This is a genomic window from Bradyrhizobium sp. SZCCHNS3016, assembly GCF_032484535.1.
Classification (GTDB): Bacteria; Pseudomonadota; Alphaproteobacteria; order Rhizobiales; family Xanthobacteraceae; genus Bradyrhizobium.
In genome coordinates this window covers 63,944-84,884 of record NZ_JAUETE010000021.1, presented here as the reverse complement: position 1 = coordinate 84,884, position 20,941 = coordinate 63,944, and the positions used below count along the sequence as shown (strand labels likewise).

Sequence of the window (20,941 nt, the reverse complement as noted above, 5' to 3'; positions counted from 1 at the left end):
TCGGCTGCTACTGCGTGCACAATCGTCGGTGCAAGCGAACAGGAGCCATTGCGCGTGAAGGCCGTCTACACCGAGCTGCATCGCAGCCATGATCCGCAATTCTATCTGGTGCGCGGCGTCGTCAAGCGCACCACCGAGCAGCCCGAGCGGGCGGATCGTCTGCTTGCGGGATTGAAGGCCGGCCATCACGAGTTGGTCGCGCCGAGTCATTTCGGCCAGGAAGCTCGCGCGCGCGTGCACAGTCCGGAATACCTCAATTTCCTAGAAGAGGCGTGGGACGCGTGGGCCGCGCTCGGCGATGCCGGTGCGGAGATGATTCCGAACATCCATCCCGTTCGCAATGCCGCCACCTATCCGACGCACATCGTCGGGCGGCTGGGCTGGCACACGACCGATACCTCGGCGCCGATCGGGCCGGGGACGTGGGAAGGCGCCTGCGCCGCGACCGACGTGGCGGCGACCGCGGCACAACTGCTGCTCGATGGCGAGGATGCGGCGTATGCGCTGTGCCGGCCGCCGGGCCACCATGCCTATCGGGACATGGCCTCGGGCTTCTGCTTCATGAACAACTCCGCCATCGCAGCCGCGCATCTGCGTCAGCGCCACGAGCGGGTCGCCATCCTCGACGTCGACGTCCACCACGGCAACGGCACGCAGGGCATCTTCTACGAGCGGCCCGACGTGCTCACCATCTCGATCCACGCCGACCCCACGCACTACTACCCGTTCGTCTGGGGCTATACGCATGAGCGCGGCGCAGGCGCGGGCCTTGGCGCCAACCTCAACATTCCGCTGCCGCTGAAGAGCGGCGACGACACCTATCTCAAGGCGTTCGAGACCGCGGCCAAGACGATCCATGCGTTCGCGCCCGGCGCGCTCGTGGTCGCGCTCGGTCTCGATGCCTCCGAGCACGATCCGCTCAAGGGGCTCTCCGTGACGACGCCGGGTTTCCGCCGCATCGGCGGCGCGGTCGCGCGGCTCGGCCTGCCCACGGTGTTCGTGCAGGAGGGGGGCTACCTCTCGGACATTCTCGGGCAGAACCTGACCGCAGTGCTCGGAGGTTTCGAAGCGGCGCGGTAAGCCTTCATCTCCTCCTCGTGATCTCTTCCTGGTGTACGCCGAGAGCGCCATCGCAAATCATTCGCATGGCTGCGCTTGACGTGCGGAGGCGAGCCGCGACGTGGCCGCTTCAGGCTCGACAGTGCAGGCGACTGTCGAGACATTCAGGTCCGATTGCTGCACCATTTAACAAGTGCTAGGCTTTGCGAACTACCCTCGGCTGTAGTCGGCTCGGAGGGACGTGATGAAGCGGCGAATGATCGGCCTGGATATCCCGGTCGCGGGACCCGAAGAGGCGTTGGCCCAGCCGATGGCCAAACTGACCGGGCCGGAGCTCGGCTCTGCAGCCTTGGCCGGCCGGCCATCCCGCCGAAGGCTGCTGGCCTCAGCCGGCCTCGGCCTCGGCGCTGCGGCCGTATCGTTCTCAGCCGGCCCAGCGATCGCGCAACCACGTGACGGCGCAAGCCTCGGTCGGCCGGTGCGCGTCAGCAAGGACCGGCTCGATGCGCTCGCAGCGAAGCTCCACGCCGTCTTCAATGAGCACAATATCTTGCCGCCATTCTCGGCCGAGAAGCACGGGGCGCGAGTCGACGTCGAACTGCGCCGGCTGACGACCTACACGCGCGTCCCCGAGACCGGTGAGCGCGTCAAGGTCAGCGGCTTGCTCGCGCTGCCCGCCGATCACAAGGGTGCACTGCCGGTCGTGTCGTGGCAGCACGGCACCATCCTGTCGTTCGATCAGGTCCCGTCCAATCTCGTCAGACTGGCCGATCCGAACTACGAACCGCGCGACAATGTCGATTCGATCGAGACGTTGTTCAACGTCCAGCGCCTGGTCGGCAACGGCTTTGCATTGATCGCGGCCGACTATCTCGGCAAGGGACCGTATCGCCAGGGGCGAGGCGAGGCCTATGCGGTGAAGGACGCGACCGTGCAGTGCTGCCTGGATGTGCTGAACGCGGGCCTGCTCGCGCTCGATCATCTCGGCCTGCGAAAGACCGGGCTGTTCCTGAACGGCTGGTCGCAGGGTGCCTTGAACACGCAATGGCTGCGCCAGGAGCTGCAGCGGCGGCGCGTCGCGGTGGCGGCGAGCGCAACGCAAAGTCCGTTCAACAATCTTGCGGATTCGATGCGCTATTGGGTGTCGGCCGAACCGGGCAGCGCGTCGACCGACAGCACCTATCCGAAGCAGCCGATTTGGATCACGCCGTGCGTCATCGTCCTCCTGGGCAGCTATCGCCAGTATTACCGGCTCGGCGACCTGTTCAAGACCGCGATCAAGCCGCAACACCTCGCGCTGGCCGAGAAATACTGGGCCGACTACAGCATGGACGAGACGTTCAGCAAGTCGGTGCCGCAGCCCTCGGACCTGCTCGTCGACGGCTTCTTTGAGCGCTTCACCCACGAGACCAACAGCCGCTTCCTCCGCCGCCTGGCCGGCAACAGCTCGACCTATTGGGATTATGACGCCCCGATGCGGTTCTACTACGGCCTTCTCGACGAGGCGCTGCCGCCGAGCCTGGTCAAGATGCCGCTGGCGGCCGACGGCCGCTTTGCGCAAGGCACAGCGGTCACCGGCGCCAGCCATCGCGGGACGTTCCTGGCAAGCCTCTATGGCGGCGGCGACGTCATGGGCGGCGCTTCGACCGTGCTGGACTTCTTCAAGGCCAGCTCTTGAGTTTCGGCCATGATCAGCTCGCCAGTGCCTGCGGCGCGCGCGAGGCAAGCTCCCGCTCCGCGGTGCGGACGATCTCCATGGTGCGTACGACGCTCGCCGGATTGACGCTGATCGAATCGATGCCGAGCTCGGCCAGATAGCGCGCCACTTCGGGATAGTTGGCCGGCGCCTCGCCGCAGATGCCGACATGGCGACGGTTGCGATGCGCGCCTTCGACTGCCATCCTCAGCATCGCCAGCATGCCGGGATCGCGCTCGTCGAAATCGAACGCGACGATGTCGGAATCGCGGTCGACGCCGAGCGTGAGCTGGGTGAGATCATTGGAGCCGATCGAGAAGCCGTCGAAGTGTTTGGCGAACTCGTCGATCAGGATCACGTTGTTCGGGATCTCGCACATCATGTAGATCTCGAGCCCGTTCTCGCCACGCACCAAGCCGTGCCCGGCCATCGCCGCGATCACCTTGCGCGCCTCCTCGACGCGGCGGCAGAACGGGATCATGATCTTCAGATTGGCGAGCCCCATCGTGTCGCGCACGCGCTTCAACGCCGCGCATTCCAGCGCGAAGCCGGCGGCGTAGGCGGGATGCGCATAGCGCGAGGCGCCGCGGAAGCCGAGCATAGGGTTCTCTTCCTTCGGCTCGAAATCGGAGCCACCGATCAGGCTGGCATATTCGTTGGTCTTGAAGTCTGAGAGGCGCACGATCACCGGTCGTGGGTAGAACGCCGCGGCGATGGTGCCGACGCCTTCCGACAGCCGCTCGACGAAGAAGTCGGCGGGCTTCTTGTAGCGCGCAGTCAGGCGCTTGATCATCGCGCGGTCCTTTGCCGCGGTCACCTTTGCGGGCGTCGCTAGCGCCATCGGGTGGATGCCGATCGCCTGGTTGATGATGAACTCCATGCGGGCGAGGCCGACGCCATCGTTCGGCAGCAGCGCGGTCTTGAAGGCCAGTTCGGGATTGCCGAGATTGACCATGATCTCCGTGCGCGGCTTCTCCAGGCTGTCGATCGCCAGGCGCTCGACACCGAACGGCAGTGCGCCGTCGTAGACATGGCCGGCATCGCCCTCCGCACAGCAGACGGTGACGGTCGTTCCGGTCTTCGCGCGCTTGCTGAAATCCTCCGTGCCGACCACGGCCGGCACGCCGAGCTCGCGGGCGATGATCGCGGCATGGCAGGTGCGGCCGCCATGATCGGTGACGATCGCCGCCGCGGTCTTCATCACCGGCTCCCAGTCCGGACTGGTCGATGCGGCGACCAGTACCTCGCCGGGGCGGAACGCGTTCAGATCCTTGGGAGTGCGGATCCGGCGAATCTTGCCGGTGGCGATCCTTTCGCCCACGGCGCGGCCGGTTGCCAGCGCCTTGCCGGTCTTCTTCAGAACGTAGGTCTCGATCGCCTCGGGCCGCCGCTGCGAGGCCACCGTCTCCGGCCGCGCCTGGATGATGTAGAGGGCGCCGTCGCGGCCGTCCTTGGCCCATTCGACGTCCATCGGTGTCGGCCTGCCGGCCTTCTGCGAGTAGTGCTCCTCGACGACGATGGTGGCCTGCGCGAGTTCCAGCACGTCGGCATCGCTGATGCAGAATTTCGCCCTGTCAGCCGGCGGCGTCGCCTCGGTGCGCGTCGTGGGGCCACGGCTGCGCGCGCCGGTCTTTGCGCCGGCTTTGGCATAGACCATCCGTTTGTCCTTGGCGCCGAGCCGGCGCGACAGCACGCTGCGGAAGCCGGCCGCGAAGGTCGGCTTGTGGACGTAGAATTCGTCCGGATCGACCGTGCCCTGCACGATGGTCTCGCCGAGGCCGTAGACCCCGGTGATGAAGGCGACGTCGCGAAAGCCGCTTTCGGTGTCGAGTGAGAACATCACGCCGCTCGCGGCGCGGTCCGAGCGCACCATCTTCATCACGGCGACCGACAACGCGACCTTGTCGTGGTCGAAGCCGTTGTCGATGCGGTAGGAGATCGCGCGGTCCGTATAGAGCGAGGCGAAGCAGCGGCGGCACGCCTCGAACAGATCCTTCGCGCCGCGAATGTTGAGAAAGCTCTCGTGCTGGCCTGCGAAGCTCGCATTCGGCAAGTCCTCGGCGGTGGCCGAGCTGCGCACGGCAACCGCGACGCCGCGGCCATACTCCTGCTCCAACTGCTTGTAGGCCACTGTGACCTCGTGGCGCAGGTCGTCACGGTCGGTCGCCGCGAACACGATCGCGCGGGCCTTCGCCGCGCGCTTGGCGAGGTCGGCAATGCGGCGCTTGTCGAGGCCGGCGAGCAGCCTCCGTAGCTCGTCGTCGGCTCCGGCCGCGCGCAGCGCATCGCGATAGGCGGCCGCCGTCAGTGCGAAGCCGTTGGGCACGCGCACGCCGTGCGACCCCAGCGCCGAATACAGCTCGCCGAGCGACGCCGTCTTGCCGCCGACGCCGGGCACGTCCTCGATGCGGAGATCCTTGAACCAGCGGATATAGCTAGGTGCCGTCATCGGTCATCTCCCGCATCGCAGCGCGAACCTCAGTTTGTCGCGGCGGGCGGCGGCTGCCTTGCGCAAGATCAAGCAGGGCGCTCCGCGAGCTCCTTAAATCGCGGGATGACAACGGTTCCACCATAGGCGAGGATGTTTGCTAAAACCCATCGATCACCTCCATCCGGATCACTGATGATCTCCGACGACCAGAACGAGGACGGCAATCGCGAATGGTCGCGGTTCTGGCTCACGGCGCGGCAATTCTGGCTCGGATCGACGGCATGGCGGGTCTGGCTGCTCTGCGTCGCCCTGGTCGTCCTCGTGGTGCTCCAGCTCTACGTGCAGTTCCGCTTCAATTACTGGAACAGGGATTTCTTCGACGCGCTGGAGGGCCGCGATCCTACACGGCTGCGGCAGCAGGCCGCTCTGCTCATTCCGCTTTGTCTGGCGAGCGTCGTGCTGGCGATCGTCTCGGTGTGGGGCCGCATGGTGATGCAACGCAGCTGGCGGCAATGGTTGAGCGCCAAGGTGATCAATTACTGGGTCGAGAACGACCGCTATGCGCGGCTCGCGACGGTGCAGGGCGATCTGAAGATTCCGGAGTATCGCATTGCCGAGGACGTCCGCATCGCCACCGATGCGCCGATCGACTTCGTGGTCAGTGTGATCTCCTCGCTGCTGACGGCGGTCGTGTTCGTCCAAGTGCTGTGGCAGGTCGGCGGATCCATCGGCTTCGTCGTGGCCGGGCAGCAGTTGTGGATTCCAGGCTACCTGGTGGTCAGCGTCGTCATCTATTCCGGGCTGGTGACCGGGGCCATGCTGTGGGTCGGTTCGCCGCTCACGCGCGTCATCCAGACCAAGAACCAGGCCGAGTCGGAGCTGATCACCGCGGCCCATCACTTGCGCGACATCGGCGAAGGCATCGCGCCCAAGCAGGAGGAACGCAGCGTCATTGCCGGGCTGTGGATGGCGCTCGACCGCACGATCCAGCAATGGAAGCGGCTGTGCTGGCAGCTGATGCGCAACACCCTGGTGTCTCATCTGAATACGCTGCTCGCGCCGATCATCGGCCTCGTGCTGTGCGCGCCGAAGTTCCTCGGCGATCAGATGACCCTGGGCGAACTCACCCAGGCTGCCGCTGCGTTCACGCTGGTGCAGGGGTCGTTCAATTGGATGGTGGACAATTTCAACCGCCTCGCCGAGTGGATGTCGTCGCTGGAGCGCGTCGGCGGGTTGCTGCTCTCGCTCGATCGGCTCAACGGTGATGCGGAGAGCGATGTCACGCCGTCTCGAGCCGCACGTCAGCCTGCAGACGGCTGACGTCGGCGGGATCGCACAGCGCGGTGCCGGTGCGCAGCAGCGCCGCAGCACCTGCGGCGACCGCAAAGCGAAACGCGTCGTCCAGCAACTCGCCCGCGGCGAGCTTCGCGACCAGCGCGCCGAGAAAACTGTCGCCGGCGCCGACCGCATTGACCGGCACCATCGTCAGCGGCTGAGCGCGCAGCACGCGGTCGCGGGTCACCAGCAGGGCGCCGAGATGGCCCATGGTGAGCGCGACGGTGCCGGCCTTGCCGCTCGCGACCAGCGCGTGGGCGGCTTTCTCCCACGCCGTTGCATCGGGCAGCGCGCCGCCGACCAGCTCTTGCATCTCGTGCAGCGACGGCTTCATCAGGTCGATGCCGCCGGCAACCGCCGCGGCCAGAGCTGGACCCGAGGTGTCGAGCACGAATTGCGCGCCGCGTGATCGTGCAAGCGTCGCAGCGCGCGCGTAGAAGTCGGTCGGCACGCCGCGCGGCAGGCTGCCGCTGCCGATGACGAACCGGGGGAACGGATCCTGGGCTGCGAGCAAGGCAAGGCCGGCCTGCCATTCGGCCTCGGTCAGCGTCGGACCCGGCAGGATGAAGCGATAGGGCTGACCGCTGACGCGCTCCTGGACGAAGAAGTCCTCACGCGTGTCCTCGGCCGTCGCCCAGGTGCGGCTGGCGACGCCTTCCTTCTCGACGAGCTGCTTCAGCAGCAGGCCGGTCGGACCGCCGACCGGATAGAGCGCGGTGACGTCGCCGCCGAGGCGGGCGATGACACGGGCGACGTTGATACCGCCACCACCGGGATCTCGCTGTTGCGTCGTGCCGCGCAGCTTGGCCACCGGCACGATTTTCTCGACGGTCGTCGAGACGTCGACGGCCGGGTTCGGCGTGATCGTGACGATGTCGCTCATTCGATCTCAGTGCGTCGGGGAGCCGCCGCTCGCGGTGATGCTGGCCTCGAAGAACGATTTGAGGCCGAGAAAGCTGATGTCGGGCTTGGTGACGAGGTGAACCGGGATCGGACGCAGATAGCTGTCATAGCGCCCCTTGCTCTCGAACTGCCGGCGGAAATCGGATTTGGCAAAGTAGTCCGGAAACCTCGGCGGTATGCCGCCGGCGATGTAGACGCCGCCGCGGGCGCAGAAGGTGAGCGCGAGGTTGCCGGCGACGGCGCCGAGCCAGGCGCAGAACATGTCGAGCGTCGCGCGGCTGGTGGCGCAGCTGCCGTCGAGCGCGGCGCTGGTGATCGCAGCCGCACCGCGCGGCGGCACGTCGACACCATCCACTGCCGCGACGGCTCGATAGACATTCTCAAGGCCCATGCCGGACAATGCGCGCTCGATCGAGACATGGCCGAAGCGCTCGCGCATCTTCGCCAGCACGGTGGCCTCGCGCGCTGTCGTCGCCGGCAGCGTGGCATGACCGGCCTCGGTCACGGCGACCGTGGGGTGGCCGTCGCCCGGCAGATAGCAGGCGGCGCCGAAGCCGGTGCCTGGGCCGATCACCAGCATCGGCGCGCCCGCGACGGCTCCGCTGCCGCCGAGCGGAAACAGGTCGTCCGGATGCAAGGCGGGGAGCGACCAGCCGACGGCTTCGAAATCGTTCAGGAGCTTGGCCGAGCGGAGATTGAAGCGCGTGGCCAGTTCGGCGCCGTCGATGACCCAGGTCGAGTTGGTGAGCATGCCGCGATTGCGTTCGATGGGACCTGCGATGTCGAGCACGGCCGCGTTGGGCGCACCGCCGGTTGCGTGGCGCGAAAGGAAGTCCGTGATCGCCTCAGCGATGGTCGGAAAGTCCGCGACCTTCAGATGTGCGACGTCGCCGATCGCGCCGTCCGTCAGCAGCGCGAAGCGCGCATTGGTGCCGCCGATGTCGCCCAGAAGAACGCGATGGCTCATCCTCAGTCTTCCGCCCGGTTGTGCGGCCTGGCCGGATCGTCGGATGTCCGCCTTGCCGCAATCATGTCCGCATACCACCGCGCAGACGCCTTGGGAATGCGGCGCTGCGTGGCGTGGTCGACATAGACAATGCCGAAGCGCTGCGAATAGCCCGCCCCCCATTCAAAATTATCCAGCAGCGACCAGACGAAGTAGCCGCGCACGTCGGCGCCGGCCCGGATCGCCTGTTCCATCGCTGCCGTGTAGGCCTTGAGATAGGCGATCCGGTCCACATCATGAACCTGGCTGTCGTCGCCGAGGACGTCGGTAGCTGCAGTGCCGTTTTCAAGCACGTAGATCGGAAGCTGGAACCGCTGGTGGATATCCACCAGCGTGTCGTGGAACGCACCGGGCACGACTGGCCAGCCGATCGCGCTGCGCGGCACGGTGTCGGGCGCTGGTCCGAAGCTCGCCCCGATCAGGTTGGTGTCCGCCTTCACGTAATGCGGCGAGTAGTGGTTGAGGCCGAACCAGTCGACGGGCCGCGCGATCTGCGCCATGTCGCCGGGCGCGACATACGGCGCGACAGCCTCCGCCAGCCCGGACGGGTAGCAGGCAAACGCTTGGGGGAACGGGAAGGCATCGTTCCAATAGGCCGCAAGCCGCAGCGCCGCCGCAGCATCGGCCGGGTTGCTGGTGCAGGGATAGCAGGGCTGGCGGTTGTGGATCGCTCCGATCGAGGCGCCGGCAACGTCTTTGCGCAGCACGTCGACGGCGCGGCCATGGCTGAGATTGACGTGATGGATCGCCTTGTGCAGCGCCGTCTTGTCGGCCAAGCCAGGGGCATGCCAGCCGAGGCCGTAGCCGAACAGCGTGAACACGCAGGGCTCGTTGAAGGTGGCGAAGCGCTTGACCCGGTCGCCATAGCGCCGCGCGGCCAGCGCGGCATAGTCGGCGAACCAGCCGGCGATGTCGCGGTTCTGCCAGCCGCCGAGCGCCTCCAGCGCCTGCGGCAGGTCCCAGTGGTAGAGACAGAGCCACGGCTCTATCTCAGCGGCAAGCAGGGCGTCGATCAGGCGGTCGTAGAAGGCGAGGCCGACTTCGTTGGCCGCGCCGCGGCCTTGCGGCAGCACCCGCGGCCAGGAGATCGAGAAGCGATAGGCGTTGAGGCCGAGCTCTTGCATCAGCGCCACGTCGCCGGCGTAGCGATGATAATGGTCGCATGCAGTCTCGGCCGTGTCGTTGGTCTTGGTGCGGCCCGGCGCGCGCAGAAAGACATCCCAGATGCTGTCGGCGCGGCCGTCGAGATGGGCTGCGCCCTCGATCTGGAAGGCCGAGGTCGAGGCACCCCAGAGAAAGCTCGGACGGATGGTCATGATCGAGAGGGGCCCTTGCGTTGTTGCGATCAGCCGCATGATGGCGGTCGCCGGCGCTCCGCCGTTGACCGGGATCAAGCCGGCGATATCGTGCCCGGTGTGGCGTGCGAAGATGTCCTGCGCCGGGCAACGGCAATCATGCAGGCAACGGGCTTGCATCGGAGCCGAAAGCTGTGGAACGTGCGGCCGCCGAAAACTGGAGTCCCGGCGCGAATGAGCGTTTTTCTGCTGCGGCGCTGCCTGACCTTGCTGGCGACCCTCGTCGGCGCGTCGCTGATCATCTTCCTGGTCCTGGACGCGCTTCCGGGCAACGCCGCCCAGATGCTGATGGGCGCGGATGCCTCGCCCGATGCGGTCAGGGCGCTGACGGTCAAGCTCGGGCTGGATCAGCCGCTGGCCTGGCGCTACCTGCACTGGATCGGCGGCATGCTGAGCGGCAATCTCGGCAACAGCTATGCCTATGGCACGCCGGTGGCCGAGCTGATCCGCGAGCGGCTGGCGATGACGATTCCACTCGCGATCCTGGCCATGGGACTCACGACCGTGCTGGCGCTCGCGGCCGGCATCTACACGGCCGCCAATCACAACCGCCTCGGCGATGTCGGCGTGATGTCCCTGACCCAGATCGGCATCGCCTTGCCGAACTTCTGGTTCGCGATCCTCCTGATCCTCCTGTTTGCGGTGAAGCTGCAATGGCTGTCGGCCGGCGGCTTCCCCGGCTGGGAGGACGGCATCTGGCCGGGGCTGCGCGCGCTGCTGTTGCCGGCTGTGGCGCTGGCGGTGGTGCAGGCCGCGATCCTGGCGCGGGTGACGCGCTCTGCGGTGCTCGACGTTCTGCGCGAGGATTTCGTCCGGACCGCGCGCGCCAAGGGTCTGACGAAGCGCGAGGTGCTGTGGCAGCACGTCTTGCGCAACGCGATGATCCCGGTGCTCACCGTGATGGGCCTGCAATTCGCAAACCTGCTGGCCGGCACCATCGTGATCGAGAACGTGTTCTATCTGCCGGGCCTGGGGCGTCTCATCTTCCAGTCGATCGCCAATCGTGATCTCATCGTGGTGCGCAATTGCGTCATGCTGCTGGCGGCGATGGTGATCGTCGTCAACTTCGTGGTCGACGTGCTGTATGCGGTGATCGATCCGCGCATCAAGGTGCACGAGCTGTGAGTTCGTCCGTGATCGTTCAAGCCGCAGCCGGCACGGCCCCCGCGCCGAGCGCGTTCTGGCGCCGCGCGCTGCGCCATCGCAGCTTCATCGTCGGCGCGCTGCTGTGTCTGCTGGTGCTCGGCGCTGCGCTGCTGTCGCTGGTGTGGACGCCGTGGTCGGCCTTTGAGATCGACATCGCCTCGAAGCTGCGGCCGCCGTCATCAGCGCATTGGCTCGGCACCGACGTGCTCGGCCGCGATATCGTCTCGCTGCTCTTGGTCGGCGCGCGAGCGACCATTCTGGTCGGCATCATCGCCGTCGGCATCGGTCTCACCTGCGGCGTCTGCCTCGGCCTGATCGCAGCCGCGCAGCGCGGCTGGACCGAGGAGCTGATCATGCGCTTCAGCGATTTCACCTTCGCCTTTCCGGCGGTGTTGTCGGCGATCATGCTGGCGGCTGTGATCGGCCCGGGCATGGTGACCTCGATCACCGCGATCGGCATCTTCCAGATCCCGGTGTTCGTGCGCGTCACCCGCGGCCAGGCCGGTGCTGTCTGGGCGCGCGAGTTCATCCTGGCGGCACGCGCTGCCGGCAAGGGCCGCTTCCGCATCACCATCGAGCACGTGCTGCCGAACATCCTGTCGATCCTGATCGTGCAGGCGACGATCCAGTTTGCGCTGGCGATCCTGGCGGAGGCGGCGCTGTCTTATCTCGGCTTGGGCACCCAGCCGCCGCAGCCGTCCTGGGGGCGCATGCTGAACGATGCGCAGACCTTGCTGTTCCAGTCGCCGAGCCTCGCCGTGTATCCCGGCGCCGCCATCGCGCTCGCGGTGCTCGGCCTCAACCTGCTCGGCGACGGCCTGCGTGATCTGCTCGACCCACGGCTGGCGAGGCAGCGATGATGGTGAGCGATCAACCTCTGCTCGATGTGTCGGGTCTCGGCATCCGGCTCGATACCAGCCGCGGCCCGGCGCAAGCGGTGCGCGAGGTGTCGTTCGCGCTCCGGCGCGGCGAGACCTTGGGCATCGTCGGCGAGTCCGGCTGCGGCAAGTCGATCACGGCGCTCGCTCTGCTCGGGCTTCTGCCCGACAGCGCTGTCGTCAGCGGCAGCATCAAGCTCGATGGCCGCGAGCTGGTCGGATTGCCCGATGCCGATTACTGCAAGCTGCGCGGCAACCGCATCAGCATGATCTTTCAGGAGCCGATGACCGCGCTCAACCCGATGCATACGATCGGCCACCAGGTGGCCGAGCCGCTGCTGCGACATACCGGCTGCTCGGCGACTGAAGCGAAACGCCAGGCGATCGCGCTGCTCGACCGCGTCGGTCTGCCGGACCCCACCCGACGCTACGACGCCTATCCGCACCAGTTTTCCGGCGGCCAGCGCCAGCGCGTTACCATCGCGATGGCGCTCGCCTGCAAGCCCGACGTGCTGATTGCCGACGAGCCGACCACCGCGCTCGACGTCACCATCCAGCGCCAGATCCTCGACCTCATCGCCGATCTCGTGGCCGAGCAGGGCATGGCGATGATCCTGATCTCGCACGATCTCGGCGTCATCGCCGAGAATGTGCAGCGCATGATCGTGATGTATGGCGGCACGGTGGTCGAGAGCGGCAGCACCGACGCGGTGTTCTCGCGCATGGGCCATCCCTATACGCAGGGCCTGTTCCGGGCGCGGCCGCGGCTCGGGGCCCGCAAGGGTACGCGGCTTGCGACCATTGCCGGCGCCGTGCCGGAGCTCGCCGATCTGCCGGTCGGCTGTCCGTTCGCCGATCGCTGTGCGCTGGTCGTCGACGCCTGCCGCGCGGCGCTGCCGCCGGCGATCGAGATCGGCATCGGTCATGGCGTCCGTTGCATCCGGACCGATGTCGCGTTGGCGCGTGATCCGATGGGGGTGGTCGCTTGAGCACCGCCGCGCAAGGAATTGCAGAGACGCCGCTGCTCGAGGTCAGGGAGCTCGTGCAGCGCTACGCGCTGCCGCGCGAGAGCCTGCTGCGGCCGCCGGGCCAGGTGCTCGCGCTCGACGGCGTGTCGCTGACGTTGATGCCGGGTAAGAGCCTCGGCATCGTCGGCGAGTCCGGCTCCGGCAAATCGACCCTGGCGCGGCTGATCATGGCGTTGGAGCGGCCGTCATCGGGATCGGTGCTGATGTCCGGGCGCGATCTCCACCGCCTCTCGGTGGATGAGCTGCGGCGAGCCCGTCGCGATTTCCAGATGGTGTTTCAGGACCCATATGGATCGCTCGATCCGCGCCAGATCATCGCGCGCATCGTCGCCGAGCCGCTGACCGCCTTGGAAAGCCCGGATCGCAACAGCCTGCGCACGCGCGTGGCAACGGTGCTGCGGCAGGTCGGATTGCGCGACGCCGACATGGACAAGTATCCGCACGAGTTCTCCGGCGGCCAGCGTCAGCGCATCGCGATCGCGCGGGCGCTGATCACGCAGCCGAAGCTGATCGTCGCCGACGAGCCCGTCAGCGCGCTCGACGTCTCGGTGCAGGCGCAGGTGCTCAATTTGATGCAGGACCTGCAGGAGCAATTCGGCCTCAGCTATGTGCTGATCAGTCATGATCTGGCAGTCGTCGACTATCTCTGCGACGAGGTCGCGGTGATGTATCTCGGGCGCATCGTCGAGCGCGGACGGCCCGAGGATCTGTTCGGCCAGTGCGCGCACCCGTACACCCGGGCGCTGCTCGACGCCGTGCCGCGGGCGCAGGCCGGCGCGATCCGGCGCCGGCGCGAGAGCGTCGCGATCGCGTCGCAATCCCTCGGCGCGGCCGGATGCGCCTACGCGCCGCGCTGTCCACTCGCCGATGCCCAGTGCCGGGCGACGGCACCCTCCCTGCGGGCGCTCACGGGGCTGCATTCCGCTGCCTGCCACAAGGCGGAAAGCGTGATGGCGCTGCCGGTGCTCGTCGCTGCAGAACACCAGCCTCTTGTCTCGAAGCCGCTTTGACGCGTAACTTGGTTCCGTCCGGGAGAAACGAACAATGTTGAAAAGACTATCCATCGTCGCATTGGCCGCGCTCGTCGCGGCCACCGCTGTGCCGGCCTCGGCACAAAGCAAGAAGGACAGCGTCGTCGTCGGCATGACCTTGGAGCCGCCGGGGCTCGATCCGACCAGCGCGGCCGCCGCGGCCATCGCCGAGGTCACGCTCTACAACGTCTATGAGACGCTGACCAAGATCAACGAGGACGGCTCGGTGTCGCCGCTGTTGGCGCAGAGCTGGCAGGCCTCGTCGGATCTGAAGAGTTACACTTTCAAGCTCGTCAAGGGCGTGAAATTCCAGAACGGCGAGGCGTTCGATTCCGCCGCCGTGAAGTTCTCGTTCGAGCGCGCCGGCGCCGCGAACAGCACCAACAAGGACAAGGCGCTGTTCCAGGCGATGGAGGCGGTCAACGCGCCCGATGCCGAGACGATCGAGGTCAAGCTCAAATATTCCGAGCCCAACCTGCCGTTCCTGCTCGGACAGGCCACAGCCGCGATCGTGGAGCCGAAGAGCGCGCCGACCAACGCGACGCAGCCGGTCGGCACCGGGCCGTACACGCTGGGTGCCTGGGCCAAGGGCTCGTCCCTGAGCTTGAACAAATGGCCGGACTATCGCAACGCCGCGGCCGTCAAGATGTCCAAGGTGACGATCCGCTTCATCTCCGATCCGGCGGCGCAGGTCGCGGCGCTGCTGTCGGGCGACGTCGACGCCTTTCCGCGCGGCACCTCGGCGCGCACGCTGCCGCAGTTCAAGTCCGACCCGCGCTTCACCGTGCTGATCGGCGGCTCCAAGGCGAAGACGATCGTCACGATCAACAACAAGAAGAAACCGCTCGACGACGTCCGCGTCCGCCGTGCCATTCTCGCCGCCATCGACCGCAAGGCGATGATCGAGGGCGCCGTCGACGGGCTCGGCACGCCGATCGGCAGCTTCTACGTGCCGGGCTCGCTCGGCTATGTCGACACCACCGACATCAATCCCTACGATCCGGAGAAGGCCAAGAAGCTGCTGGCGGAAGCCGGTATCACCACGCCGTTGCAGCTCTCGCTGCGGCTGCCGCCGCCGGCCTATGCGCGGCAGGGCGGCGAGGTGCTCGCGGCTCAATTGGCCAAGGTCGGCATCGTCGCCAAGATCGAGAACCTCGAATGGGCGGCGTGGCTGTCGCAGGTCTTCAACGGACCGCATGATTTCGACCTGACCATCGTCTCGCATGTCGAGCCGTTCGACCTCGTGAAGTTCACCGAGAAGAACTACTATTTCGGCTATCAGTCCGAGGCCTTCGACAAGCTGTATCAGAAGATCGTCGACACGCCGAACGAGGCGCAGCGCGCCAAGCTGCTCGGCGACGCCCAGCGCATGCTGGCAACGGATGCGGCCGCCGGCTTCCTGTTCCAGCCGCAGTGGATCACGGTGATCAACAAGAAGTTGAAGGGCGTCTGGAAGGACGTGCCTCAGTTCGAGAACGATTTCGCGAGCTGGTCGTGGGAATGATCGTGAGCCCGTTTTGCTTTGCTGCGAAATAATCCCTGCGCAATGCGGTGCTCTCTCCCCTTGTGGAAGAGGGCATCGCCGGTCCATCCATATGTGCGGTCGCGTGAGGGGTATCTCTCCACGAACGACACCATTAATTCTACAGATCAGTTCGGCCATTCGATCGGCGTGAACCGCATCTGCCGCCGTCGCATTTCAGCCTGAAGCTCCTGGGCGTATTGCTTGGCCCGGTCTCCGATGAGCCGATAGGGTCCCCCGATCCGACTATCAGCGGCAACTTGCTTTCGGACACTCTCATAATAGGCCAACAGACTTTCGTCGGTTGAATTCTCAAATCGCATCGATGCTCCCCGCAACACAACCTTAGGTGTCAAATTTTGCCACTATCGCCGCGGCACGGCAGTGACATAGGTTAAGTTCCGGTGCCCAAAAAAAGTTCCTTGTGTGTTCCGGATCATGGCCAAGCGAATTTTGCTCCGGAGCCCGGGGGTGGGAACTTAGGACCTCGGGCTGCGTAGAATTTGGGGTGTCGGCGTCGACCGAGCGCTCAGGAACCTGCGGTTCGGCAGCGGTCGCGCGCATGGGACGAACAACGGTTTCGCGGCAGACGCGGCCGAGCTGTCAGGAAGGGCGAGGGGCTGCGATGCGCACCGAAGTTCTCGTCGTCGGCGGCGGGCCGGCCGGCCTGATGGCCGCGATCTATCTGGCGCGGTTCCGACGGGACGTCGTGATCATCGACAGCGGCGCATCTCGGGCAGCCCTGATTCCCCGCAGTCATAATCTACCTGGCTTTCCTGACGGCATTTCGGGACATGAGCTGCTCGCGCGGATGGAGCATCAGGTGGAGGACCTCCGCGTTCCGATCATCCGCGGCACGGTGACATCGCTCGACAGGACCGGCGCGGACGTCGTCGCGACATATGCTGACGGTGCAATCGCCGCGCAGCGGGTGATTTTGGCGACGGGGATCGTCGACAAGCAGTTTCCTCTTCCCGACTGGATAGAGGCGGTTCGCCAGGGTGAGCTGCGCTACTGCCCTGTCTGCGATGGTTACGAGGCGGCCGGCCGCAAGATCGGGATCGTCGGCGCACTCGGTCATGCTGCGGGCAAGGCGCTGTTCATGCGTGTCTACAGCGCCGACATCACGTTGATCCCGAGCGATGACGCGCAGAACGACGCAGCGCGGCAGCAGCTGGCCGCGGTCGGGGTTCGCGTGATGCCGCCTCTCCAGTCGCTTCAGCGCCGGAGCGGTGCCATCGAGGCGGTGTTCGCAGATGGCGCCAGCGAACGCTTCGAGGTCATCTATCCCGCGCTGGGGGCTGAGGTCCGCTCGGAGCTCGCCATCCGGATGGGCGCGCGACACACGGCCGAGGATTTTCTGGAGGTGGACGCCAAGCAGCGCTGCGGCGTCGACGGGCTTTATGGTATCGGCGACGTCGTCACCGACCTACACCAGATCTCGGTCGCGTTCGGCCATGCCGCGGTGGCCGCCTGCCACGCACATCATTCGCTGCCGATGCGCTATGTGTGACCTGCGGGCAGGACAATCATGCGAAGTCGATCACAACCTCAGATCGCGCTATCCTATGTTAACGCGTTTGGTGTTGATCTGTCGGACCTTGGCGCATGGACCGGAAATCGGCATATTTGGCGGCGGCGTCGAGCTGCCATGAGGAAGCCGCACGCGATCCGGCACGCCGCGACCTTTGGCTGCAGGAAGCAGCGAAATGGACGGCGCTGGCGGGCGAGCCGGCTGGCAACGCGGTGATCGTCTGCGAACAGGGCGCCTCTGCGACCAAGGAAGCCCGCGGCTGAGTGCAGCTATTGCAGCGTCGGGTCGAGCCGGTCGCGCAGCCAGTCGCCGATCACGGACACCGCAAGCGTGGTCACGACGATGATGATCGCCGGCGCCAGCATGATCCACGGCGCGCGCGTGAGATATTCGCGGCCATAGCCGACCATGTTGCCGAGGCTCGTCATCGGCGGCTGCACGCCGAGCCCGAGGAACGAGAGGCCGGACTCCAGCAGGATGACTTCCGGAAACACCAGCGTCATCGACACGATCAGGGTCGAGGCGATGTTCGGCAGGATGTGCTTGAGATACACGCGCTGCGGCGTCGCGCCGAGCTGGCGCACGGCGGCGGCGTAGCCTTGGGCATTGGCCGAGATCGCGAGCCCGCGCGCGATTCGCGCATAGCGCTCCCAGCCGAACAGGCCCATCAGCCCGATCAGGAGCGGCAGCGAGTTGCCGAAGAAGGCGAGCACGGCGAGCGCCAGGATCAGGAATGGCATGCTGGCCTGGAAGTCGGCCAGCATCAGCACGAATTGTTCGATGAGGCCGCGGAAATGCGCGGCGAGAAAGCCGAGCGTGGTCCCGGCGATGGCGGAGATCGCGGTTGCGCCGAACGCGATCAGGAGCGAGATCCGGATCGAGACGATCAGGCGCGACAGCACGTCGCGGCCGAGTTCGTCGGTGCCGAGCCAATGCGCGGCGTTGCCGGGCAGCGCCAGGCGATTGCGCAGGTCGAACTTGGTGAAGCCATAAGGTGCGAACTGGTCGGCGAAGACGGCCAGCAGCAGCATTGCCGCGATCCAGCACGCGGCGATCGTGACGGAGATGGGAACGTTGGGCCAGCGCAGCCGCAGCGCGGCCGGTGCCTTCATCGCAACGTCGGTCATGCCTCCGCTCCCTTGCTGCGCAGCCGCGGATCGAGCAGGCCGTAGAGGAAATCGACGATCAGGTTGGACGTCACCATCGTCATTGCTACCAGCAGCAGGATGCATTGCACGACGGCGAGGTCACGATTGGCGACGGCGACGACGAGCAGGCGGCCGACGCCGGGCCAGGAGAACACGCTTTCCACCACGACCGCGCCCGCGATCAGGCTGCCGACCATGAAGCCGAGGATGGTGACGGTGGGGATCGCGGCGTTCGGCAGCGCATGGTCGGTGATGACCCGGCGCCAGGGCACGCCCTTGGCTGATGCGGTCCGTATATAGGGCTGGCCGAGGATCTCGAGCATCGCGCTACGCGTGAAACGCGCCAGCACCGCAGCGCCGCCGAAGCCGAGCGTCACGATCGGCAGGATGGCATGACGCCAGGAGTCCTGCCCGCCCGACGGCAGCCAGCCGAGCTGGACGGCGAAGATCAGCACCAGAATCAGCGCCAGCACGAAGCTCGGCACCGTGAAGCCGGCCACCGCCGTGATCATCACGGCGCGGTCGATGGCCGAGCCGCGGTGAAGGGCTGCATAGATGCCGGCGGGAATGCCGAGCAACACCTTCACCAGGAACGCCGGGATGGTCAGCGCCAGGGTCGCCGGGATGCGCTCGATGACGAGCTGGATCGCCGGCCGGCCGTCGCGCATCGAGCGTCCGAGCTCGCCCTGGCTGATTGCCTTGAAGTAGTCGAGATATTGCATCCAGATCGGATGATCGAGGCCCCACGCCTTGCGAAACGCGGCGATGACCTCGGGCGGCGCTTCCGGCCCCATGATCATCAGCGCGGGATCGCCGGACAGCCGAAGCACGATGAAGGCGAAGGTGACGACGAGCGCGATCGTCAGCAGCGCGCGGGCGAAGCGGATCGCGAAGAAGCGCAGCATCACGCGGCATCCTGGGTCTGGGACTGCGGGCCCGTGACGAGATGGCAGGCGACCTGGCGCTGATCGTCGAGCGCGGTGAGCTCGGGCACCTCGACGCTGCAGCGTGCCGTTGCATGGCGGCAGCGGGGATGGAAGGCGCAGCCCTGCGGGCGCGCGGCGGGATTGGGCGGGTCGCCGGTCAGCACGATGCGTGCGGAGCTGCGGCGGCCCGGCGCCGGCGACGCCGACACCAGCGCCTGCGTGTAAGGATGCTGCGGCCGCGCGAACAGATCGTCGGCGGCGCCCCGCTCGACGATGCGGCCGAGATACATCACCGCGACCTTGGTGCTGATCTGCCTGACGACGCGCAGGTCGTGGCTGATGAACAGCATGGTCAGCCCGAGCCGCGCCTGCAGATTGACGAGCAGGTTGACCACCTGCGCCTGGATCGAGACGTCGAGCGCGCTGACCGGCTCGTCGCAGACGAGAAAGTCCGGCCTGGTCGCCAGTGCGCGAGCGAGCACGATGCGCTGACGCTGGCCGCCCGACAGTGCGCCGGGATAGCGCCGGCCATGGCTGTCGTTGAGATCGACGGCGTGCAGCAGCTCGCGCACGCGCGCCTCGCGCTCTGGCTTGGTCCCGATGTCATGGATGTCGAGCGGCTCGCGGATCTGCTCGGCGACGGCAAGCCTGCGGTCGAGTGCGCCGAGCGGATCCTGGAAGATCATCTGCATGCGCGCGCGCTGGGCGCGCCACGCCGCCGAGCCCGGGGCCGCGATCGGCGCGCCGCCGAAGCGCACGCTGCCCTGGTCGGGCGGCTCGAGCCCGAGCACCATGCGGCCGGTGGTGGATTTGCCGGAGCCGGACTCGCCGACGATGCCGAGCGTCTCGCCTTTCAGAATCGAGAAGCTCAAGCCGTCCACGGCCTGGACGGCGGTCGGACGCCCGAACAGGCCGGAGCGCATCCGGTAGGTGCGCGAGATCCCCTGGACCTCGACGAGCGGCGCGGTCATTCGGCGGCGAGCTCCACCGGCAGCCGCTGCGGCCGCAGGCAGGCCACGGCGCGATCCTGCTCGAACGGGGCGAGCGGCGGCACGCCGGCATCGCAGCCGTCGCCGGCAAACGTGCAGCGCGGCGCGAAGGCGCAGCCGCTCGGCAGCGCGCGCGGATCGGGCACCGTGCCGGGAATGGCCTGCAGCCGCCGCCTGATGCCGTCGAGCGGCGGCAACGCGCCGATCAGGCCCTGTGCATAGGGATGCCAGGGATCGTCGAACAGCCGCGTCGCCGGGGCGCGCTCGACGATGCGGCCCGCATACATCACGCAGACGCGGTCGCAATTCTCGGCGACGACGCCGAGGTCGTGGCTAATCAGCACCATCGCCATGTCGAACTCGCGCCGCACCGCCGACAACAAGTCCAGGATCTGCGCCTGGATGGTGGCATCGAGCGCCGTGGTCGGCTCGTCGGCGATCAAGACGTCCGGCTGGCCGGCCAGCGCCATCGCGATCATGATGCGCTGGACCTGGCCGCCGGAAAATTCATGCGGATAGGCCGACAGCCGGCGTGCCGCGTCGGGAATGCCGACGAGGTCGAGCAGCCTGAGCGCCTCGACCCGCGCAGCCTCGCCGCGCAGGCCACGATGCAGCGCGAGGCTCTCGCACAGTTGGCGGCGGATCGTGAGCACGGGATTGAGCGCGCTCGCGGGATCCTGGAAGATCATCGCGATGCGCCGGCCGCGCACCTGGTCGAGCACCGCGCCATCAGCGCCGAGCAGCTCCCGGCCGTCGAGCTGCACGGAGCCCGAGACCTTGGCTTTTCCAGGCAACAGGCCGAGCGCCGCGAGCCACGTCACCGACTTGCCGGATCCGGACTCGCCGACGAGGCCGATGGCCTCGCCCTTGCGGATGTCGAGATCGGTGCCATGCAGCACGGGCGTGCCGTCGAACGCGACCCTGAGGCCGGAGATGCTGACCAGCGGCGCCACG

Annotated in this window: 19 protein-coding genes; 10 read left to right on the top strand and 9 right to left on the bottom strand. The window is 66.9% G+C overall.

Going from position 1 to position 20,941, the window contains the following annotated elements:
• Positions 1-54 precede the first annotated feature (54 nt).
• Both QW881_RS29635 and QW881_RS29630 read left to right on the top strand, forming a co-directional pair.
• Positions 55-1,080 (top strand): histone deacetylase family protein, encoded by a 1,026-nt coding sequence (locus QW881_RS29635; RefSeq protein WP_315755169.1) that lies wholly within the window; start codon positions 55-57, stop codon positions 1,078-1,080.
• A 223-nt stretch (positions 1,081-1,303) separates the two neighbouring features.
• Positions 1,304-2,737, top strand: a complete 1,434-nt coding sequence (locus QW881_RS29630) for a lysophospholipase (RefSeq protein ID WP_315755170.1) — start codon at positions 1,304-1,306, stop codon at positions 2,735-2,737.
• Positions 2,738-2,750: 13 nt separating this feature from the next.
• Here QW881_RS29630 and ppsA read toward each other — a convergent pair whose 3' ends face one another.
• Positions 2,751-5,204, bottom strand: coding sequence for a phosphoenolpyruvate synthase (gene ppsA / locus QW881_RS29625; protein ID WP_315755171.1), 2,454 nt, complete (start codon positions 5,202-5,204; stop codon positions 2,751-2,753).
• Positions 5,205-5,378: 174 nt separating this feature from the next.
• Between ppsA and QW881_RS29620 the strand changes: the two genes are divergently transcribed.
• On the top strand, positions 5,379-6,506 hold the full coding sequence (locus QW881_RS29620; RefSeq protein WP_315755172.1) for an SbmA/BacA-like family transporter: 1,128 nt from the start codon (positions 5,379-5,381) through the stop codon (positions 6,504-6,506).
• On the opposite strand, the gene QW881_RS29615 is transcribed toward QW881_RS29620, so the two are convergent.
• From QW881_RS29615 to QW881_RS29605, 3 genes are read right to left on the bottom strand one after another with little or no spacing between them, the layout of a single operon-like run.
• Positions 6,466-7,404: a 1-phosphofructokinase family hexose kinase gene (locus QW881_RS29615; protein WP_315755173.1), complete on the bottom strand. Its 939-nt coding sequence runs from the start codon at positions 7,402-7,404 to the stop codon at positions 6,466-6,468. The two genes, QW881_RS29620 and QW881_RS29615, sit on opposite strands and share 41 nt — an antisense overlap.
• A 6-nt stretch (positions 7,405-7,410) precedes the next feature.
• A complete protein-coding gene (gene glk / locus QW881_RS29610; RefSeq protein WP_315755174.1) occupies positions 7,411-8,391 on the bottom strand; it encodes a glucokinase in 981 nt (326 codons plus the stop codon).
• A 2-nt stretch (positions 8,392-8,393) separates the two neighbouring features.
• Positions 8,394-9,746: a GH1 family beta-glucosidase gene (locus QW881_RS29605; RefSeq protein ID WP_315755487.1), complete on the bottom strand. Its 1,353-nt coding sequence runs from the start codon at positions 9,744-9,746 to the stop codon at positions 8,394-8,396.
• 213 nt (positions 9,747-9,959) lie between these two features.
• On the opposite strand from QW881_RS29605, the gene QW881_RS29600 reads away from it, so the two are divergent.
• Genes QW881_RS29600 through QW881_RS29580 form a run of 5 tightly spaced genes read left to right on the top strand, consistent with a single transcriptional unit; the run spans position 9,960 to position 15,372 of the window.
• A complete protein-coding gene (locus QW881_RS29600) occupies positions 9,960-10,910 on the top strand; it encodes an ABC transporter permease (RefSeq protein ID WP_315755175.1) in 951 nt (316 codons plus the stop codon).
• A gap of 8 nt (positions 10,911-10,918) precedes the next feature.
• Entirely contained in the window at positions 10,919-11,791 is an 873-nt protein-coding gene (locus tag QW881_RS29595) for an ABC transporter permease (protein WP_409998958.1), read from the top strand.
• Positions 11,788-12,798 carry an ABC transporter ATP-binding protein gene (locus QW881_RS29590; RefSeq protein WP_315755177.1) on the top strand — a complete coding sequence of 337 codons (1,011 nt, stop codon included), beginning with the start codon at positions 11,788-11,790 and terminating at the stop codon, positions 12,796-12,798. Before QW881_RS29595 ends, QW881_RS29590 begins: the two co-directional genes overlap by 4 nt.
• Before the next feature lie 17 nt (positions 12,799-12,815).
• On the top strand, positions 12,816-13,847 hold the full coding sequence (locus QW881_RS29585) for an oligopeptide/dipeptide ABC transporter ATP-binding protein (protein ID WP_315755489.1): 1,032 nt from the start codon (positions 12,816-12,818) through the stop codon (positions 13,845-13,847).
• Between the two features lie 34 nt (positions 13,848-13,881).
• Positions 13,882-15,372: an ABC transporter substrate-binding protein gene (locus QW881_RS29580; RefSeq protein ID WP_315755178.1), complete on the top strand. Its 1,491-nt coding sequence runs from the start codon at positions 13,882-13,884 to the stop codon at positions 15,370-15,372.
• Between the two features lie 146 nt (positions 15,373-15,518).
• Here the strand turns inward: QW881_RS29580 and QW881_RS29575 are convergent, their stop codons facing one another.
• Positions 15,519-15,713 carry a hypothetical protein gene (locus tag QW881_RS29575; RefSeq protein ID WP_315755179.1) on the bottom strand — a complete coding sequence of 65 codons (195 nt, stop codon included), beginning with the start codon at positions 15,711-15,713 and terminating at the stop codon, positions 15,519-15,521.
• A 302-nt stretch (positions 15,714-16,015) separates the two neighbouring features.
• On the opposite strand from QW881_RS29575, the gene QW881_RS29570 reads away from it, so the two are divergent.
• Both QW881_RS29570 and QW881_RS29565 read left to right on the top strand, forming a co-directional pair.
• Complete coding sequence (locus tag QW881_RS29570) at positions 16,016-16,903, top strand: NAD(P)/FAD-dependent oxidoreductase (RefSeq protein WP_315755180.1); 888 nt, start codon at positions 16,016-16,018, stop codon at positions 16,901-16,903.
• A 95-nt stretch (positions 16,904-16,998) separates the two neighbouring features.
• Complete coding sequence (locus tag QW881_RS29565; RefSeq protein WP_315755181.1) at positions 16,999-17,187, top strand: hypothetical protein; 189 nt, start codon at positions 16,999-17,001, stop codon at positions 17,185-17,187.
• A gap of 6 nt (positions 17,188-17,193) precedes the next feature.
• Here QW881_RS29565 and QW881_RS29560 read toward each other — a convergent pair whose 3' ends face one another.
• Genes QW881_RS29560 through QW881_RS29545 form a run of 4 tightly spaced genes read right to left on the bottom strand, consistent with a single transcriptional unit; the run spans position 17,194 to position 20,940 of the window.
• Positions 17,194-18,051: an ABC transporter permease gene (locus QW881_RS29560; RefSeq protein WP_315755182.1), complete on the bottom strand. Its 858-nt coding sequence runs from the start codon at positions 18,049-18,051 to the stop codon at positions 17,194-17,196.
• Positions 18,048-18,977: an ABC transporter permease gene (locus QW881_RS29555; protein WP_315755183.1), complete on the bottom strand. Its 930-nt coding sequence runs from the start codon at positions 18,975-18,977 to the stop codon at positions 18,048-18,050. The genes QW881_RS29560 and QW881_RS29555 overlap by 4 nt, the downstream gene beginning before the upstream one ends.
• Positions 18,977-19,969, bottom strand: coding sequence for an oligopeptide/dipeptide ABC transporter ATP-binding protein (locus tag QW881_RS29550; protein WP_315755184.1), 993 nt, complete (start codon positions 19,967-19,969; stop codon positions 18,977-18,979). The genes QW881_RS29555 and QW881_RS29550 overlap by 1 nt, the downstream gene beginning before the upstream one ends.
• Positions 19,966-20,940: an ABC transporter ATP-binding protein gene (locus tag QW881_RS29545; protein WP_315755185.1), complete on the bottom strand. Its 975-nt coding sequence runs from the start codon at positions 20,938-20,940 to the stop codon at positions 19,966-19,968. The genes QW881_RS29550 and QW881_RS29545 overlap by 4 nt, the downstream gene beginning before the upstream one ends.
• Position 20,941 lies beyond the last annotated feature (1 nt).